General features: G+C 66.1%; 13 protein-coding genes. 6 read left to right on the top strand and 7 right to left on the bottom strand.

What is annotated here, in order from left to right:
- Window positions 1-9: 9 nt before the first annotated feature.
- Complete coding sequence (locus tag B9A23_RS05135; RefSeq protein WP_084277760.1) at window positions 10-2598, bottom strand: HWE histidine kinase domain-containing protein; 2589 nt, start codon at window positions 2596-2598, stop codon at window positions 10-12.
- The gene (locus tag B9A23_RS05130; protein ID WP_139797330.1) at window positions 2595-3137 is read right to left on the bottom strand and encodes a biliverdin-producing heme oxygenase; all 543 of its coding nucleotides are present in this window, start codon (window positions 3135-3137) and stop codon (window positions 2595-2597) included. The genes B9A23_RS05135 and B9A23_RS05130 overlap by 4 nt, the downstream gene beginning before the upstream one ends.
- A 156-nt stretch (window positions 3138-3293) precedes the next feature.
- Here B9A23_RS05130 and B9A23_RS05125 point away from each other — a divergent pair, with 156 nt between their 5' ends.
- Together B9A23_RS05125 and B9A23_RS05120 are read left to right on the top strand one after the other, a co-directional pair.
- Complete coding sequence (locus B9A23_RS05125; RefSeq protein ID WP_084277758.1) at window positions 3294-5441, top strand: PA5441 family protein; 2148 nt, start codon at window positions 3294-3296, stop codon at window positions 5439-5441.
- Window positions 5411-6178: a DUF3142 domain-containing protein gene (locus tag B9A23_RS05120; RefSeq protein WP_254894998.1), complete on the top strand. Its 768-nt coding sequence runs from the start codon at window positions 5411-5413 to the stop codon at window positions 6176-6178. Before B9A23_RS05125 ends, B9A23_RS05120 begins: the two co-directional genes overlap by 31 nt.
- Here the strand turns inward: B9A23_RS05120 and B9A23_RS05115 are convergent.
- From B9A23_RS05115 to B9A23_RS05100, 4 genes are read right to left on the bottom strand one after another with little or no spacing between them, the layout of a single operon-like run.
- Window positions 6163-7317 (bottom strand): alpha/beta hydrolase family protein, encoded by a 1155-nt coding sequence (locus tag B9A23_RS05115; protein WP_254895016.1) that lies wholly within the window; start codon window positions 7315-7317, stop codon window positions 6163-6165. The genes B9A23_RS05120 and B9A23_RS05115 overlap by 16 nt on opposite strands.
- A 5-nt stretch (window positions 7318-7322) precedes the next feature.
- Window positions 7323-8708, bottom strand: a complete 1386-nt coding sequence (locus tag B9A23_RS05110) for an efflux transporter outer membrane subunit (RefSeq protein ID WP_084277756.1) — start codon at window positions 8706-8708, stop codon at window positions 7323-7325.
- Window positions 8705-9778 (bottom strand): HlyD family secretion protein, encoded by a 1074-nt coding sequence (locus B9A23_RS05105; protein ID WP_084277755.1) that lies wholly within the window; start codon window positions 9776-9778, stop codon window positions 8705-8707. Before B9A23_RS05105 ends, B9A23_RS05110 begins: the two co-directional genes overlap by 4 nt.
- A complete protein-coding gene (locus B9A23_RS05100) occupies window positions 9775-11493 on the bottom strand; it encodes an MFS transporter (protein WP_176217885.1) in 1719 nt (572 codons plus the stop codon). Before B9A23_RS05100 ends, B9A23_RS05105 begins: the two co-directional genes overlap by 4 nt.
- Before the next feature lie 296 nt (window positions 11494-11789).
- On the opposite strand from B9A23_RS05100, the gene B9A23_RS05095 reads away from it, so the two are divergent.
- The 4 genes from B9A23_RS05095 to B9A23_RS05080 all read left to right on the top strand — a co-directional run bounded on the left by B9A23_RS05095 (window position 11790) and on the right by B9A23_RS05080 (window position 17779).
- The gene (locus B9A23_RS05095) at window positions 11790-13610 is read left to right on the top strand and encodes a putative bifunctional diguanylate cyclase/phosphodiesterase (RefSeq protein ID WP_084277753.1); all 1821 of its coding nucleotides are present in this window, start codon (window positions 11790-11792) and stop codon (window positions 13608-13610) included.
- A 101-nt stretch (window positions 13611-13711) separates the two neighbouring features.
- On the top strand, window positions 13712-14914 hold the full coding sequence (locus tag B9A23_RS05090; protein ID WP_084277752.1) for an AAA family ATPase: 1203 nt from the start codon (window positions 13712-13714) through the stop codon (window positions 14912-14914).
- A gap of 83 nt (window positions 14915-14997) precedes the next feature.
- The gene (locus B9A23_RS05085) at window positions 14998-16095 is read left to right on the top strand and encodes a ParB/RepB/Spo0J family partition protein (protein WP_084277751.1); all 1098 of its coding nucleotides are present in this window, start codon (window positions 14998-15000) and stop codon (window positions 16093-16095) included.
- A gap of 481 nt (window positions 16096-16576) precedes the next feature.
- The gene (locus B9A23_RS05080; protein ID WP_254895015.1) at window positions 16577-17779 is read left to right on the top strand and encodes a replication initiator protein A; all 1203 of its coding nucleotides are present in this window, start codon (window positions 16577-16579) and stop codon (window positions 17777-17779) included.
- A 499-nt stretch (window positions 17780-18278) separates the two neighbouring features.
- On the opposite strand, the gene B9A23_RS05075 is transcribed toward B9A23_RS05080, so the two are convergent.
- Window positions 18279-19235, bottom strand: coding sequence for a hypothetical protein (locus B9A23_RS05075; RefSeq protein ID WP_139797329.1), 957 nt, complete (start codon window positions 19233-19235; stop codon window positions 18279-18281).
- Window positions 19236-19268: the final 33 nt, after the last annotated feature.

Here is a 19268-nt window from a genome sequence, read left to right as displayed (position 1 = left end):
GGCAAAGGCTCAGTTCCCGTCGGGTTCCCTCGCCGTTTCATCCGGCGCGCGAAGCACATCCACCAATGCGCGGGCAATGTTGCCGATGGTGTAAGGCTTTTGCACCACCGGCCGGCCACGGTGCACGTCCGGGAACTTGGCCTGCTCGCCATAGCCGGTGGCGAACATGAACGGCACGTCTCGTTCCAGCAGGGCATCGGCGATGGCAAAGCTGGTCGTGCTGCCAAGATTGATGTCGAGAATGGCTACGGAGGGTGGAGCCGCTGCGATCAGGTCGAGTGCAGAATCCACCGACGAGGCCGTCAATACATCCTGCGCGCCAAGACGGGCAACGATGTCCTCGGCGTCGAGCGCGATGATCAGGCTGTCCTCGACCAGCAGCACGCGCTGCCCGGCCAGCAGGTCCTGCGGCGGCTCTTCCTGATGCCCCGGTCCGCTCTTGGCGAACTTGATCGCGCGCATGCCGGTCAGCGCCTCGGCGACATGGCGCTTGGGGATGCAGAAATCGGCCTCGAATCCGCTTTCAAGAAAGCGCACCGCAGCCTCGCCGCCCAGATCATAAGGCACCGAGCGCTGGATGATCGTCGTGCCGAAGCCCTGCCGTTCGGGCTGGGTCACAGGTGGCCCACCAACGTCGCGCCAGCGCAGTCGCAGGTCGCCCTTGGGACCAAAATCCCAATCGATCGCCACATGGCCTTCCTTGACCGACAAGCTGCCGTACTTGGTGGAATTGGTGACCAGTTCGTGCAGCACCAGCGCCATCGTTGAATAGGCCAGCGGATTGAGCATGACCGAAGCACCATTGCTGCGGATGCGGTCCTCCTCGACCATGAAGGCTGCAGCTTCGGCATCGATCAGCGACTGCAGCGGTGCCGGGCCCCAGTGGTCCTCGGTGATCTGGTTGTGCGCCCGCGCAAGGGCATGGATGCGCCCGTCGATCATCTTCACGAAGCCGGCAAGCGCCGGGTCGCTCGGCTGCGATTGCCGGATCAGCCCGCGGATCAGGCCAAGGATGTTGCGCACGCGGTGGTTCAGTTCGGCGATCAGCAGTTCCTGCCGGTCGCTCGCCTGCTGGCGCTCGCTCGATGCCTCGTCGGCCAGTCGCAGCACCACTTCGATCAAGGTGGCGCGCAGCGTCTCTGCCACGCGCAATTCCGATTGCGTGAACGGCTTGGACCGCCCCCGCACCAGTTCCTTCCATTCGGCAAAGCTCTGCCGCGGCGTCAGGCGCGGACCGTTGGGGCCATAGTCGACCGGCTTGTGCGGATCGCCAGCCCAGCGCACCGAATGCACCATTTCCTGCCGGAACAGCACCACATAATCGCGCGGGGATCGCGAGATCGGAATCGCCAGCATCCCCGCTGCCTTGTCCGAAAACGCCTCGGCATTGGGGATCAGCGCACCGATGCGGTCGGTTGCATAGACCTTGCCAGCCGCCGTGGTGTTCAAGGCGCGGATGATGCGGCGGAAATCATCGGTCGGCGGGCACTGGCCGGAAAAGGCGTAACTGCCTGAAAGCCACACGCCCACCCCGTCGGCGCTGATCGCGTGGGTCAGGATGTCGGCCAGCCAGTCGGGATCGCGCAGCAGGGAATCATCCGATGCCACAGCGCCCAGAAGCTGGTCGGATATGTCGCGCGCACGGCGCTCGAAATCCATGGTCTCCTGCCGCTCGCGGCTTTCCAGCCGCATGCAGAACATCTGCGAGAACAGCTCGGCAATCGCGCGGCGTTCGAAGTTCGGGTTGTTCGGGCCATAGTGATGGCACGCGAAAAGGCCCCACAGCTTGCCCTCGACAATGATCGAGATCGAAAGCGAAGCTTCGACCCCCATGTTCTTGAGGTACTCGATATGGATCGGCGAAACCGATCGCAACAACGACAGCGAAAGGTCAAGCGGTGCCCCGGTCTCGTCGCGCCCGGGCACGATCGGCACCGGTTCGGCACGGACGTCGCCGATCACGCGCAGCAGGTTGCGCATGTAAAGCTGGCGCGCCTGCGCCGGAATATCGCTGGCGGGATAGCGCAGCCCCATGAACTGGCCGATGCCCGGCCGCACCGCCTCGGCCACCACTTCGCCCGATCCGTCCTCGGCGAACTTGTAGACCATGACCCGGTCGAACTGCACCAGCGAACGGATCTGCCGCGCGCCCATGCGATAGAACGAGGCCATGTCGGCACATTGATCCAGCCGCGAGAACATCGACCGCACGATGCCGGTAACGTCGCCCATGCTGCCGCGTGAAGGCTCGGCCTCGATCACCACGCTCGAACCGGAAAAATGCACCGCCACATCGAACGGTACACAGCCCTGCACCAGCTCGATGCCGAACATGCGCTCAACCGCATCGTTGCCGCGCAGCATGGCCGAACGGTTGCGCAAGTCGTGCACGGCCTGGGGCGTGAATACTTCGCCCAGAGGCAGGCCCAGAACGTCTGCCACTTCGCGTCCTATGAACTGGACGAGATTGACGGAGGCGCGCGCCACCATCCAGTCGGCCGTCAGCGCCAGCAGAAAGCCGCTGGGCTGGATCGCACCGAGAATGTGGATCGGCTCGCGATCGCAGTTGGTCAGGTCGACCGCAAAATCCGTGCTCAAAGGACCGGTGCCTTCGCCTGGGCCGCCGCTCCATGCTCGAACAGGCTGAACACCGCCCGCGCTGCGCGCAACGCTTCGTCGCGCTGCGTGGTGGTGACCAGCGTTTCGTCGATCAGCGCAACCAGCGCGCGCCAACGTGCCGGGTCGGATGCGGCAAGATAACGGCGCGGCAGATCGGCGGGCACGCGTTTGGCCAGCATGGCTCCGCCCAGGCGCGAACCTTCGACAACATAGAGCGCGCCCAGTACGGCCTCGGGTGAATCAAGTTCGATCGGCGCAGTGCCAGCCGGTGCCACACGCTCACCCAGATCGGCCAGATCCTGCACCAGCCGATAGGCGCGGCGGCGCTCTGGCCAGTCGGCGAGCACCGCTTCGGCATCCGCTGCGTCAAGCGCGCGTTCCACCGGCAGCAACGCGGCGGCATGTGCGCGCAGGAAAGCAGCGTAGTCCGCCTTGTCGGCCAGATCGAAGCGGTCGAAAACCGCATCGACACGGTCGTGATCCTCGCGCGTCGAGGTCCGTAATTCCCACCGTGCCATGATATTGCAGTCTTCGACTTCCAAAATCGCCCCCGTACCTTTCCCCGCAGCGCTTTCAATGCCTCACCCGACAATTGGTTTCCGCCGACCAGCGTGACGACTGCGATGTGACGAGGGGCATTGCCTAGCTGCCATCGATTGATCATCCCCTCAAGCATGACAACACACCTGCCGCCGAATCGCCCCCGCATCCGCACGATCCGCCGCGCCGCCATTGGATTGAGCGTGGCTGGGCTGGCCACGGCCACGGCCCTGTGGGCCTGCGCCGACAGTTCCTGCTATCCCGGGTGGCAGCTTGGCGCTTCGGATTACGATTGCGCAGGCCGCGCGATGATCAGCCCCGGCAACGATACCCGGATCAATCTGCTGATGCTGATGCAAAGCCTTGGGACGGCCAAGGCCCCGGCGATTGCCCCGCGTGTCGATCCCGAAGATCCTCAGTTCGGCAAGACCTACATGACATGGCCCGGCCTGCGCGCCGCGCTCTGGCCCGAATCCGTGCCGCCGGCACCCAACTACGATGCCCCCGCCCCCGCGTGCGAGGCTGCCGTCCCCGGCACCGATGATTTCCTTGCCGCGCTCGCCTCGGCCAGGGGCATCTCCGCCGCTGAACGCGCCACGCTCACCACCTTGCGCGAGACCGCTGGCTGCCACGATGGCGCCTGGCCCGATGCGCAAGTCACCGGCGAGGACGCGCGCGATTTCGTTAGCTACCTCAAGGCCGCCGATGCCTTCCACAAGGGCGATTACACGGCCGCCAAGCAAGGCTTTGCCGCCCTCACCCGCGCCTCGTCACCATGGATTGCCGAAACCGCTGCCTACATGCCGATCCGCATCGGCCTGCGCGCCGCCGTGGCGAACGCGGTGAACGAATGGGGCGATTTTGCCGGTGCCGAAAAGGTCGACAAGCCGGCGGTAACCCAAGCCCGCACGGCGATCGACGCCTATCTCAAGGCCTACCCTAAGGGCCGCTACGCTGCCTCGGCGCAGGGACTGAAGCGCCGCGTCGCCTGGCTCGGCGGTGACATCACCGGCCTTGCCCGCACCTACGAGGCAATGCTTGCCGCCACCCCGGCGACCAGCCCCTCCGCCGCCGATCTTGTCGAGGAAATTGACCGCAAGCTGTTCGAACGCGAAGACCTCGGCACCGTGCTCACCCCGCAAGCGGGCACGCCGCTGCTCCTTGCCGTGGCCGACATCAAGCGCATGCGCCCGACGGGCGAAAGTGCCATCGGCCTCACCGCCGCCGATCTCGCCGCGCAGAAGCAGGCCTTCGCCGGCCAGCCTGAAATCTACAGCCTGCTGCAGGCCAGCCGGGTCCTCGCCGCCGGTGAGAATGCCCGTCCGGTGCTTGCCCTCCTGCCCGATGCGGCGCGGCAGGGCAGCTTCACCCCGCTGGCCTTCAGCCGCCAGATGGTGCGCGGGCAGGCGCTTGCCACCTTGCGCGATCCCAACGAGGCTGGCTTCTGGCGCGAACTGCTTGGCGGTGCCGCGCCACAGTACCAGCGCCCGCTGGCCGAACTGGGCCTTGCCCTGCGCTGGCAGCGCGATGGGCGCGTCGAACAGGTCTTCGCCCCCGGATCGCCGGTCACCGACCAGTCGATCCGCGAGATCCTGCTGCAGACGCTGGCCAGCCCCGCCACGCTGCGCGCCAGTGCGGCAGACGCAGCGCGTCCCGGCCACGAACGCGACGTTGCCCGCTTCACTCTGCTGCACAAGGACCTGACCACCGGCGCCTATGCCGATTTCACCCGCGATCTCGCGCTGGTCCCCGCCACGGCGAACGTCGATGGCGGGATGTGGGATTTCGCGCGGCAGGACAGCATTCCCGCAGGCATCTTTGCCCGGGGCCGCTGGTCCGATGGCTTTGCCTGCCCTGCCCTGGCGCAAACCGCCGCCACGCTCGCCCGCACGCCGGCCGACGCCCGCGCGCGGCTGTGCCTCGGCGATTTCTGGCGGCTCAACGGCTTTGACGATTTCGCGCTCTATGCACCTGGCGATGGCGCCATGGTGCTGGGCAAGGGCACCAGCCAATTCCCCGGCCGCGCCCTGTCGCGCGACATGATCTACGCCGCGATAATTGCCGACAAGGCCGCCGCGCCTGACTTGCGCGCCTATGCCCTCTACCGCGCGATCCGCTGCTATGCCCCGTCCGGCAACAACGGCTGCGCCGGCCCTGCCCGCACCTATCAGGACTATGAGGCGCAACAGGCGCCGCAGGCCACGCGCAAGGCCTGGTTTACCGAACTCAAGCAGAAGTACCCGAACAGCCAGTGGGCAAAGAGCCTGAAATTCTACTGGTGATCCGCCGCGCAATCCTCGCCCTGCTGGCCTGCGCGATGCTCGGCGCGTGCGAACGCGCGCCCGAAGCACCGCGCGTCATGGCCGCCGCGCACGATGCGATCTACGTCTGGCCCGGCGTTACCCCTGCCCCCGGCACCACGGCAAAGACGGTCTATCTGCTCGATGGCGAAGTCCGATCCGGCCCCGCGCCTGCCGCTCTTCACCGCCTGCGCATGGGCACCCCCCTCCTGCCCGGCCGGACGCTCTGGCTCGTCGTCCGCGCCAACCGCCTCGACTGGACACCGGCGACGCGCCCACAGGTAATGGCCAGCATCCTGGCCGATCTGGAGAAATGGCAAGCCGCCGGCAACACCGTCGCCGGGCTGCAGATCGATTTTGACGCGGCCACGCGCGGCATCGGCAACTACGCCGCTTTTCTCAAGGCCTTGCGCGCCGCCCTGCCCCGCCAGTGGCAGCTCTCGATCACCGGCCTGATGGACTGGAGCGCGCACGGCGATCCGCAGGCGCTCGCACAACTTGCCGGCACGGTCGATGAAGTCGTCGTCCAGACCTACCAGAACCGCACCACCATCCCCGGCTACGAAGCCTATTTCGCCAGGATGGCCCGGTTTCCCATTCCCTTCCGCGTCGCGCTGGTCGAAGGGGGCGAATGGCAGGCCCCCGCCGGCCTCGAAGCGCACCCGCAGTTCAGGGGCTACGTGGTGTTTCTGCTGAACGGCGCTCAGCCGCCCGCCTGAACCGCCGCGCAATCGTTCGGCAGGGGCGCCCCGGCAAAGCGGGCGTCGATCCACGCCAGCGTCGCATCCACGCTGTCACGCGCGCTGTGGCCATGGTCGCCGCCGGGCAGGCTCAGCCAGCGCAAGGGCCGACCGCTGCGGCAATAGGCCTGCGCAAAGGCCCGCGTCACGGCGGGCGCCACGATCGGGTCTGCCACGCTCTGCGCCAGCAGCAAGGGGCCGGGAACGGCCGCGGCGGCGATGCTGTTGCGACGTGCCAGCGCCGACCACGGGCTGATCCTGCCGATGTCCTTGCTCTTCAGCGCCGCCTTCACCGAGAGAACCCCCAGCACCGTGCCCAGCTTGGGCGAAGCGTCCAGCGCGATGCAATTGTTGCGCGCCAGCCGTGTCGCCACGCCCTGGTTGGTGCGGTTGAACAGCGAGGCCAGCGGCGCGCCATAATGCGCGTTCCAGCTATAGGCGAGGAACGCCGTCAGCATCGCCCGCGCATTTGCGTCGGAGGCCTGCGCCAGATTGGCGGCAAGCGCGGTCGGCGGCGCAGCAGCGGCGGTGCCGACCAGCATGAGATCGGGCGCGTAACCCTTCGCCTGCGCGGCGGTCCACAGCGCGGCGTGCCCGCCTTGCGATTCTCCCCACACGGCATAGCGCGGTCCTGCGCCCGCCCCGGCAATCCCGCGCGCTGCCCGAACCGCATCGATCACCGATCGCGCCGTGTCGACCCCTGCCAGATAGGGGTGCACCATCTCGGCATCGCTGCCCAGCCCCGGATAATCCGGTGCCACCACGACATAGCCCTTGGCCACCATCTGCGAAAGCGCCGGCGTCGCCTCGAAGAAGCGCGGTGAAAGCGATGGCCCGCACTTGGCCGCCACGCCCCAGGTGCCATGCGCCCAGGCAATCACGCGGCGCGGCTGCGTCGGCAGCGCCTCGCGCGGGGCAACCACCACGCCGCTCGCTGTCACCGCCCGGCCCGCTTCGTCCTGCGTGACATAGCGGATCATCCAAGCCTGCATCCCGCCCGGCGTCTCGGCCAGCGGCGCGGCCTCGATCAGCTTGCCCGCCTCCTGCGCGAATGCGCCCGCGGCTCCCGTCGTCAGCAACGCCAATGCCATTGCCAGGCGCATGATCGTGGTCAACATCGCGCTCACCTGTCGTTCGCCGTTGCCAGCGCCTCGGCATTCCAGCCACCGCCCAGCGCCTGATAAAGGCTGACCCGCGCGGCCAGCGCGTCGCTGCGCGTCTGGATCAACGCCAGTTCCGCGCTCAGCAGCCCGCGCTGCGTATCGAGTTGTTCGAGCAGCGGCGAATAGCCCTCGCGATAGCGGTTGCTCGAAAGCCGATAGGCCTCGGCCAAGGCATCGCGCTGCGCGGTCTGGATCAGGACCTGCCGGTCCAGTCCATCGACCGAAGCCAGCGCATCGTTGACCTCGCGAAACGCCGTCAGCGCCGCCTTGCGATAGGCAAAGGCCGCCGCATCGCGCTGCGCGCCTGCCACTTCCGCCCCGGCGCGCAGGCGCCCGCCTTCGAACAGCGGCGCCAGAATGCTCCCGCCGATCGACCACAGTCCCACGGGGTTGGCGAGCAGGTTCGAGAACGCGACGCCCGCCGACGCCGAAAGCCTGAGCGATGGGAGGAAGCGCTTGCGCGCCGCCGCCAGATTGCTGTCGGTCGCTGCCAGCTGATATTCCGCCTGCGCCACATCGGGCCGCCTGCGCAGCAGTTCGGACGGCAGAGCCTCAGGCACTGGCGGCTTGGTCAGCGCGGCCAGTCCCTCGGCCCGCTCGACCGGCCCCGGCACGCGCCCTGCCAGCACGCTGAGGGCGTTCTCCGCCTTGGCCCGCGCCTGCTCCAGCGCAGGCACCAGCGCCAGCGCCGCCTGATAATCGACCTCGGCCTGCTGCAATTCCAGCTTGGGGGAATAGCCAACGTCCACACGGCGCTTGATCAGATCGCGCGATCCCTTGCGGATTTGCGCCGTGCGCTGCGCCAGCGCCAGCCGGTCATCCAGCGCCAGCAGCGTGACATAGGCATTGGCCGTGGCCGAAGTGACCGACAGCCGCGCTGCATCACGCGCCGCCTGGCTCGCCAGCCATCCGGATCGCGCCGCGCTGACCTGGTCCGAAAGCCGCCCGAACAGGTCCACTTCCCACGCTGCCTGCAACTGTGGCTGCGCCGCGCGCTGCACCACGGGCGTGCCGAACGGGCTGATCGTGCGCGAATCCGTCGCCCCCAGCGCCGCGTCGAGCGAAGGCAGCATGGCCGAGCGTGCCAGATCCTGCTGGGCCCGCGCCTCGCGCACGCGGGCTGCAGCGATATTGATGTCGGCATTGCGCGCCAGTGCTTCCTTTACCAGCGCCGCCAGTTGCGGATCGCCAAAGCTGCGCCACCAGTCTGCCGTCACCGGCACGCCCGGTCCCAGATCGACGCGGAACGCATCCGGCGCCTCGACCGGCGGCACTTGCGCGGTTTTCACCTGCGGCCCGGCACAGCCTGCCAGCAGCACCAGCCCGACAAGACCAAGCCGCCTCATTGACCCGTATCCACGCGCGCTTCGACCGACATCCCGGGCCGCAAGCGCTTCGCCAGCGGCTGCCCCGGATCGACCCTGATCCGCACCGCGATCCGCTGCGCCACCTTGACGAAGTTGCCGGTGGCATTGTCCGCCTTGAGCACCGCGAATTCCGAACCTGCTGCCGGCGCAATGTTCTCCACCCGCCCGGTCAGTTCCTCACCCGCCAGCGCATCCACGCTGAACTTCGCCGGCTGGCCCACCGCCATGCGCGCAGTCTGCGCTTCCTTGAAATTGGCGATCACCCAGATCTCGTCGGGCACCAGGAACAGCAGCTGCGTGCCCGCCGTGACGAACGCGCCCAGTCTCACGCCCACTTCGGAAAGCTGCCCGTCCTCGGGCGCGCGGATCACGGTATTTTCGAGATCGACTTCCGCCGCGTGCAACTGCGCCCGCGCTGCCTCGACCGAGGCGGCAAGTCCGCCGCGCCCGACGATCACGCTCTTGACGTCCTGCTCGCCCACCCCGCGCGCGGCCTGTGCCTGCCGCACGCTCGCCTCTGCCGCCAGCAGCGCGGCGCGGGTCTGGTCGCGCTCGCGTTCGGAGATGGAGCCATCGCCGACCAGCGCCGATGCGCGCGCCATGTCTGCCCGGGCCTTGGCAAGGTTGGCCTGCGCACTGGCAATTGCTGCATCCTGCCCGCCCAGCGCCGCCTTGCGCGATCGCTCGCTCTGCTGCGAATTGGCGAGCGAGGCTTCCTGAGCGGCAAGGTTGGCGCGGGCCTGTTCGACCTTGGCCTTGTACTGGCGCTGGTCGATCACCGCGATCGCCTGCCCCTTCTTCACCCGCGCAAAGTCCTTGACGAAGACTTGCGTGACATAGCCGCTGACCTGCGGGGAAATCACCGTCGTCTTGCCTCGGACATAGGCGTTGTCGGTCGATTGCGAGAGGCCCGCAAACGGCGGCAGGTGCCAGGCATAGAGCACCGCCACCACCGCGCCGAGCACGGCCAGTGCAATCAGCGCCAGCCGGCCACGATTGGGGCGCGGCGGCTTCCAGCCATCGGCAGGGGCTGCATCGGTCTCGCTCATTCGGGTGTCCTTGGCGTGTTGGGGGTGGCCGGGTCGGGGGTGGAAGGTTGCGCAGCCGCCGCAGCGGCCTGCATCTGCAGCTTCTGCAGAGTCACCAGCGGCGATTCCTCGCCCCGGCGCTGCATCCGCCAGCGTTCGAAATAGGTCCAGATCGCCGCCAGCACGGCCAGCACACCGACAAGCAGGAACAGATCGTTGAACGCCAGGATATTGGCCTCGCGCGTGACCTGCTGCGAAAGGATGCCGGCGCCCTGGGCATTGCGCAGCACCGGATCGCCGATGGTGCGTGCGACCAGCCGCCCGCCCGACGCGATCCGCGCAGCCACTTGCGGGTCGGTCAGCACAATGTGCTGCACCAGCTCGGCCGAATGCATCTTCTCGCGTACCACCTGGAACGTGCCGAGCAGCGCCGCGCCCAGCAACCCGCCCAGCGACTGGCTCATCGTGAACAGCACGGTAAAGCTCACGAAGTTGCGCGGCCCTGCCAGCAGCGTGCGCGCCAGCCCCACGATCATCGCCTGCGCCAGGAACAGGATCGAGGCAAAGCCGATGAGCGCCTGGCTGAAATAGAAGTTTTCCGGCCGCGTCAGATTGGTCGACCCCATGTCCATGAAAGCGCCGATCGCGATCAGCACCAGCGCGATCGAGAATGGCCGCGCGGGCTTTGCCGGATTGATCGTAAGCAGGCCGACCACCAGCCCCGCCAGCGAGGCGGCAATGATCACCAGGTTGAGGCCGACCATCTGCTCGTTGTTCAGGCCCACCACGGTCAGCAGCCCGACCGAGCCGAAAGCCTGTTCCGAAAGCAGGATGCGCACAGCGGCGGCTATGCCGATCAGCCGCACCATCTCGCGCGTGCCCAGCCAGCGCGTGTTGATCAGCGGATTGCGGCGAAAGTGCTCCAGCACGAAGGCAGTGACGACCAGCACCAGCCCGCCGATCAGCGCCCAGCCCATCCATGGCCGGCTCGTCCACCACTCGATCCTCCCCTGCGTCAGCACTGCGATCAGCAGCGACATGCCCGGGACCAGCAGGAGGATGCTCAGGGCATCGCCCTTTTCGAACGCTTTCGTCCGCTCGCTCGGCGGCAGCGGCAGCGCAAGGATTGCGGCAAGGCTCGCCAGCCCCAGCCCCAGTTCGAACCAGTAGAGCATGTGCCAGTCGCCCGAGACCAGCAGCGATGGCGAGACCACCCGCGCCAGCGGCGTGGCGATCTGCGGCACGGAAATGCCGATCATCAGTCCGGCCAGCCGCTTTGCCGCGGGCATCGCCTGCATCAGGTACAGGATCGTCAGTGTAGAAAGCGCGCTGCCGGCAAGGCCCCCCGCGGCGCGCACCGCAATGGCCGACCAGAAGCCGTGGACGAACAGGTGCAACACCGTGGCCACCACATAGATGCCCAGCATCCAGCGAATGAACGGCTGCAGCCCGAACTGCTGGCGGTATTTCACCAGAACCAGATTGGCGACGGTATTGGTCATCAGATAGGCTGCGGTCAGCCAGGCCGCCTCGTCTGGTCCCAGCCCCAGCGTGCCTTGCGCAAAGGGCAGGTTCACTGCAATCAGCGCATTGCCCAGCCCGCCTGCCAGCCCGATCAGCACGCCGATCGCGCCATAGGCCACGCGGCGGCGTGCCGGATGATCCGGGTTCGCCGGCGAGCCCGGCAAAGTCGGCCTCTCGTGCGGCTTGAATTCATAGGCCGCGGCCTGTGGCATGCATGTCCCCTTGAATCCGGGGCAAATGCCGGTCCGTCGAAACTTCCCGGCGGCACAGGAAGAACCGAAACGGATGAAGGCGCCCCTCGCGCCAAACGTCATGCCGGACTGCCGGTTCCCCGGCTTGTGCGGCCTTGCGGGCGATTGCTCGGGTTTTACGGTGTGCCGTCTAAGTAGTTATCCGGTGGCTAGCACCGATAATCGCTTATCGCGCAACATGTTAACCGCTGAGGCTTAGTGATCTGCATCCAGCCGAGCGCGTTTGTCACGTCCGGTCCGCGTCGAGGAGTACCGCTTTGGAAACGGCAGGGCAGCGCAAGGGACGTTTCGCGCAGATGCTTGCTGGCTCGTCCACCGCGGCGATCTGCGCCGGGCCAGACAACCTGATCGTCTCCTGGAACTCTGCAGCCGAGGCGCTCTTCGGCTACAGCGCCGAACAGGCCATCGGCCAGCCGCTTTCGCTTATCATTCCCGAACGCCATCGCGACGCCCATCACGCAGGCCTGTCGCGCGTGGTGCGCAGCGGCCGCTCGCGCCTTGCCGGCAACGCGGTCGAGATCCTTGCGCTTCATGCCGAGGGCCACGAAATCCCCGTCGACCTCTCGCTATCGACGTGGAACGAGGACGGGCAGCGCATGTTCGGCGCGCTGATCCGCGACATCACCGATCGCCAGGAAGCCACCCGCCGGCTTGAACACCTTGCACATTGCGATACGCTAACGTCGCTGCCCAACCGCCATGCGCTGCAGGCGCGCCTTGCCGAACTCATCGGCAGCAACGACGGCGCCGGCACCCCGTGCGCGCTCCTGCTGCTCGATCTCGACGGGTTCAAGCACATCAACGATACGCTCGGCCACAGCGTCGGCGATAGCCTTCTGGCCATGGTGGGCCGGCGGCTGAGCGGCGCAGTCGGTGGCGACAACATGGTGGCGCGTCTTGGCGGCGATGAATTCGCGGTCATCCTGCCCAACTGCGCCGATCCGCTCGCGGCAGACCGGTCAGCCACGGCGCTGTTCGATTGCCTCAAGGCTCCTTTCGACGTGGCCGGCCAGCATCTTTTCGTCGAGACCAGCCTTGGCATCGCCCTTTTTGCCGGTACGGGCGAAGCTCCGGGTGGCGAAGGCGTGCCATCCAGCCTTGTCTCGCTGTCCGAGCGACGGTTGGAGACGCCGCCGACCGATGTGCCGGGACCTGCCGACCGTGCGCTGACCGTGGAGCAATTGCTCGCCCACGCCGATCTGGCGCTTTACAGCGCCAAGGCGGCGGGTGGCAGCATGCGGCGTTTTTTCGTCCCCGCCATGCAGAACCGCTCCGAACAGCGCCACCGCCTCGGCCTCGAACTGCGCCGCGCCCTTCCCGAGGGCGAACTCGAAATGTGGTTCCAGCCCCAGGTTTCGCTGGCGACCGGCGAGTTGCGCGGCGTCGAGGCCCTGTTGCGCTGGAACCATCCAGAGTTGGGCCTGCTCCATCCCGATGCCTTCATCTCGGTGCTCGAGGACAGCACCCTGGCCGAGGAGGCCGGGGACTGGATCATCGCCCAGGCCTGCCGCACAGCCGCGCATTGGCGCGAGATGGGGCTGGGTCACGTGCGCATGGGCGTCAATCTCTTCGCCGCGCAACTGCGCAGCGATCGCCTGCCCGGCGTGATCACCGCAGCCCTTGCGTCCCACGACATCGCCCCCGAAATGCTCGAGATCGAAGTCACTGAAAACACCGTGCTGCGCCAGAACGATCACGCCTCGCGCGTGCTGGAGCGGATCAGGGCGATGGGCGTGCACATCGCCTTCGACGATTTCGGCACGGGCTTCGCCTCGCTCAGCCTGCTGCGCCGCTTCCCTCTCGATCGCCTCAAGATCGACCGCAGCTTCGTGGCGCAGATCGATCGGGTCGAAGCCGATGCCGCGATTGTCCGCGCCGTCGCCGTCATGGCAAGGGAACTGGGCCTCGAAGTGATCGCCGAAGGCGTGGAAACCCAGGCCCAGGAGCAGGTCCTGCGCAAACTCGGCTGCAACGAGGCGCAGGGCTTCCGCTATGGCCGGGCCATGGTTGCCAGCGATCTTGCCGCAAGGTGGCTCGACACCGGCGGCATGATGACGGACGAGCGCCGGCGCGCCTGAAACGCAACCCGTCGCAAAGATTGAAACATCACCGTCATGCGATTGCGCAAATGAAGGAATTCTGTTAGCCACGCCGCCAAACACCTTCAAACAGGCGGGCGATGTCGGATCAGAATTCAATAGTCAGCCAGATCGGCGATCTTGCCTCAGCTGGCGAGAAGATGATCGAGCGCCTGCGCCGCAAGGCTTTCCTGCCAGACAGTCGCAAGGGACTCAACGTCCGTGTCGGAATCGCCGAGGCCGCACAGTTGCTCGGCTGCTCGACGAATCGCATCCGCATGGCCGAAGACGATGGCCGCCTGCCCCCGCCCCCTTCGGGTGAAAACGGGCGGCGGCTGGGCTATTCGATGGAAGAGCTGATGCACATGCGCGAAGTGCTCGGCGCCTCCCCTGCCCGCGCCCCGCTCGACGTTCCGGCGATCATCGCCGTGCAGAACTTCAAGGGCGGCGTCGGCAAGTCCACCGTGACCACTCACCTTGCCCATTACTTCGCGGTCCAGGGCTATCGCGTGCTGGTCGTGGATTGCGACAGCCAGGCGACGACGACGACACTGTTCGGCTTCAATCCGCATTTCAACATCACCCGCGACGAAACGCTTTATCCCTATCTTTCGATCGACCCGACCCAGACCGACCTGCTCTACGCGGTCAAGCGCACGCCGTGGCCCAATGTCGACCTGATCCCGTCGAACCTCGAACTGTTCGATGTCGAATACGAACTGGCCGCTGCTGGCTCTGACGGGCAATCGGTGCTCGCCGCGCGCTTTCGCAAATTGAAGGCCGGGCTGCTCGACATGGCCCGCGATTACGACGTGGTGATCCTCGATCCACCACCCGCGCTCGGCACGATCTCGCTGGCGGTGATGCAGGCAGCCAACGCGCTACTCGTCCCGCTGGCCGCCACCACGCCCGATTTCTGCTCTACCGTGCAGTTCCTCTCGATGATGGACCAGGTTATCGCCCAGCTCATCGAAGCTGGCATCGCGGTTGACTACAGCTTCGTCCGGCTGATCTGCTCGAAATTCGATGGCGGCGATCCTTCGCACGAAATGGTCCGCACCATCATGGAGCAGACATTCGGCCCTGCGCTGCTACCCGTCCCCATCCTCGAAAGCGCCGAGATCAGCCATGCGGCCCTTCGCATGATGACGGTCTACGAACTGGAAAAGCCGATCGGCACCCCGCGCACGCACAAACGCTGCCGCGCCAACCTTGACGAGGCGATGGGACAAATCGAACAGCTCGTCCGCGCCGGCTGGGGCCGCGTCGCTCCGGCGAGGGAAGAGGACGTGATCCATGCCTGACCTTATGGCCGGCGCATTGGAAACATCTTTCCTACAGGCAATCGTTCACTTTATGTTCCGCGCCTTTTCGAACGAGGTGACTTATGGCGCGTAAGCAATCCGATTATCTCGCAAGCCTGCTGGCAGATGAGGAAGCGCTTGAAACAAAGGCGGAAGTTACCCCTTCCGCAGCAATTGAAGCGGAGAGCGAAGCGCCTGCTCCGCCCCCTGCCCCGGCACGCAACGAACGCCTTCGCGGCACGACCCTTCTCGGCCGCGAAAGTGCGCTGGCCCGCGTCGCCAGCGGCGAGGTGCGCCAGGTCACGCAGCTTCTGCTCGACCCGGCGCGGGTGCGCGTGTGGACGGGCAATGCCCGCTCTTACGAACACCTTACTGTCGATTCGTGCCGCGAACTGATCGATTCGATCATTGCCGAAGGCGGCCAGAAGGTGCCGGCAGTGGTCCGCCGTATCGATGGTGACCCGAACCACGATTTCGAGGTCATCGCCGGCACCCGCCGCCACTGGTCCATCTCGTGGCTGCGCAAGCATTCCTATCCCGACATGCAGTTCGTGGCGCAAGTTGCCCAACTGGATGATGAAGCCGCCTTCCGGCTGGCTGACCTCGAAAACCGCGCCCGCAAGGACGTGTCGGACCTGGAACGCGCGCGAAACTATGCCCAGGCGCTCCACGATCACTACGGCAACTACATGACCCGCATGGCCGAGCGCCTCAACCTGTCAAAGGGCTGGCTCTCGAAGATGCTCAAGGTTGCGAGCCTTCCCGATGCGGTGGTTTCGGCCTTCGCCAGTCCGGCCGATGTCCAGCTCAAGCCTGCCTATCCCCTCGCCCAGATGCTCGACAATCGCGAACTCGCCCCGGCAATCCTGCGCGAGGCCAAGGCTCTGGCCCGGCTGCAGGACGAGCGGCGCAAGGCTGGTGATCCGGCGATTGCCGCCAACGAGGTCATCTCGCGGCTGCTGTCAGCGCGCCAGCCATCGCAGGCCGATGAAGCGCAGCCGCGCGAGATCGTCATCACCGGTCGGGGCGGCCGTCCGGCAGCGACGCTGCGTTCGATCAATCGCCAAGGCGTGACGGTCCGCTTCCACGCAGGGTCCGGCCTGCATCTCGATGCCCTGCTCGATCTCGTTCGCGAGGCGATGTACGATCTCGAGCAGCAGGGGCGGAGCGTCCTGCTCTGATGCGAGGCGGGGGGAGGAACATCAAGCGGCATAGATATCAGGGCCTGCCAGCCTCCCTTTCCGGATGTTTCCCCGGGGAAACATGCTTGTCCCCTTCCCCGCCCCGGCGCGCCGCCCGGTCACCAGTCACGGATGTTTCCCCGGGGAAACATCGGCTCCAGGGCATCGAACCATTTGACAGCTGCAAACGGATTTCCGCCCCCCTTCCCCGCCGGGCAAGGGATTCCGCATGCGCTGCTATCCAATCCGGCCCTCTTACCGCCTCCCCGACGTTTGTAGGCGCGCGGTACATAAGATTTCGCGTGGAACGCCGTGTTTCCCCGGGGAAACATTGCCAACCCATCTCTGACAGACATCCCCTGCAACGGTGTTTCCCCGGGGAAACATCTACGAAAGCACCCGTTCCTTGACGCGCGCCCGCCCTGCCCCGCCCCAGCCGCAAACGCCAACCCGTAAGGGTCAGGGCGGCGACCAGTTCGACCTGTTCCTGCCCTACGTGGCGGACATGCCGATGCGCGATCAACGCGAGATGATGGAGCGCCCCTTCTTCAGCCTCGCCAAGTCCAAGCGGATCAAGCCGATCGATTACACCTCGCCCGACGGCAAGCTGTGGGTCCACGTATCGGCCAGCCCCGAATACGGCATGGCAACGATCTGGGACGCCGATATCCTGATCTACTGCGCCAGCGTCCTCGCCGACATGGCGCGGCGCGGCGTGAACGACGTTCCGCGCAAATTGAACCTGATGCCCTACGACCTGCTCCGGGCCATCGGGAGACCTACCACGGGCCGCGCCTACGAATTGCTCGGGCAAGCGCTCGACCGTCTGGTGGCGACCACGATCAAGACCAATATCCGTGCGGAGAACCGGCGCGAGGCCACTTTCTCATGGCTCGATGGCTGGACACAGCTCGTCGATGAGAAGACTGAGCGTTCGCGCGGGATGACGATCGAGCTTTCGAACTGGTTCTGGGAAGGCGTGATGATGAAGGGCGGCGTGCTCTCCATCGACCGCGCCTATTTCGACATCACCGGTGGCCGCGAACGGTGGCTTTACAAGGTGGCGCGCAAGCATGCGGGCGGAGCAGGCGAAGAGGGCTTTGCCATCTCCATGCCGACGCTGTTCGAGAAATCGGGCGCGGAAGGCGAATATCGTCGCTTCAAGTTCGAGATCCTGAAGCTCGCCGAAAAGGATGCGCTGCCGGGATATGGCCTCAGCGTCGAGACGGCCAAGGGCGGCGAGCCGATGCTGCGGATGCGACGCATAGACGGCAAGGACGGAGCCGAACCAGCGTTGCCTGTGCAGGGCAGGGGGGCTACGACTGCCCAGCAAAGCGTCCCGGTCGCTGCTTCGGCGACACCGGGAAGCAGCGGTGCAAAGCGTGTTTCCCCGGGGAAACACCAGATGAAACCTGCCGCCAAGACGGCGACTGTCGACGTGACTTCGCTGATCCGCAAGACGGTGAAGGGCCTTAGCGACAATGCTACGCGTGGCTTCATGGCTGATGAGACGATTGCGCACTTGCGCGAAACCTGCCCCGGCTGGGACCTTCATGCGCTCCATGCCGAATTTGAAAAGTGGGTCAACGCCGATGCGGCACGATTGCCTGCGAATTGGCAGAAGGCGTTCATCGGCTTCGTGAAGCGCCATCACGAGAAGCACGGCCACACCCTTCGCGGCTGACGAATGATTGGCATCTGCCGGATAACTGCGGGCCATTGCGCCGTCTTCGCGTTCTCAAAATGTCGTGTCCTTCGGTCAGTAGCGCCATCGCGCGTTCCCGAAGTGTCGGCTGCCCCGAAGCCGCAGCGATCGTGTTAACAGGGGCTTCAGGTTGTCCACCGAATTTGAACGTCTCCGCGCCCGATGTGTTGGAAACTGATTCAATAACCCGGGTCGGTGCAGCTCTCACTCCGGTCCATCGATACATCAGGAACACGATTTGCGCCGCCATCGACCTTTCAGGAACGATGCAACGATCTATCAGGAACGCGTCACCGACCTTTCGGGAACAGTTCGCCGACACTCCGGGAACAGGCTGAAGCTCCCGACTCGCGCGGATATCGCGATTCGCACCCCGTGCCGCGGCGCTTAACCTGTCTAACTCACTCTAAAGACCTTCTAACTCCCAAGAAGTTTCGCTCCTGGTTTGGAAAAAGGAGAGAAGGGCAGCGGTCCTGGCTTACGGGGTAACGGCCCCGAACGCGGCCGAAGGCAAAGGGCTGCAAGCGAAGGGTTCGAACGATCCGCCGGCCCTGACGAAGCGTGCATCGGCCAACTGCCTGAGCAACTTGCCTGCGCCCGCCTTCGTAGCGGGAAGGGCACGGGCCAACTGCGCGGGAGTGAGTTCGCCAAGCCCGACCATCAGATGCCAGGCGTGCCCAAGGCGGGCGTGAGAGCGCAGATGCGGGAATTCGGCCTCGAAGCGGCGAGAGGCGCGCCAGACACGATCGATATCGCAGGCTAGGTCCTGCAGGGCGTCGAGCAGGCCATCGCGGGCGCGGCTGCGTTGAGATTCGTTGGAAAGGTCGGCACGCCACAGGCGGCGTTGCACGAGCGCAGGGCAAGGGAGGGGGACTGCGCAAAGCGCGAACGCCTCTGGGCGGGCTATTCCGAGAAGGTTGACCGCCCAACACGGGCTGTGCGCCGTGGCGGCCAGCGCTTCGCCCGCCGGGCCGAGCGAATAGCGGTGCTGGTTGACGATCGCGAGAAGGCGCTCGAGCGGTTCGTCCGGCAGGCGTCCGCCTTCGAGCGTGGCGATGATGGCATCGAGCTGTGCCGTGCTCTGCGCCTCGATTTCAGCCGCCTGACGGGCCTCTGCGGCAAGGGGAGCCACGGCGATACGGCGGACGGTGCGGATCGCCTCCATGAGCGGCACGGAGGGCGAGGGGAGGGCGCGCGCCAGAAGGGCAAGGAACGCGTCGCGCTCTGCTGCGCATTCCGCGCCGACGAGCCTGCTGCCGAGCGTTATCGCGCGGTCTTCGCGGTATTGTTGCCAGGCGCGGCCGAGCAGGCGCAAAGCCAGCGTTTTCTGCATTTCCGGGGTATAAAGCCCGCCCTTGGCAAGGTGCGTGGCGGCCAGGGCATCAAGCTGGCCGCGCCGGAAAGCGAGGGTCAAGGCGCCAGGATCGAGAGCCATTCGTGGGACGGATGGTTACCCGCCGGGAACGCT

Source organism: Novosphingobium sp. B1 (genome assembly GCF_900176395.1).
In the GTDB taxonomy this organism is placed as follows: domain Bacteria; phylum Pseudomonadota; class Alphaproteobacteria; order Sphingomonadales; family Sphingomonadaceae; genus Novosphingobium.
This window is presented reverse-complemented; position numbering and strand designations above follow the sequence as displayed.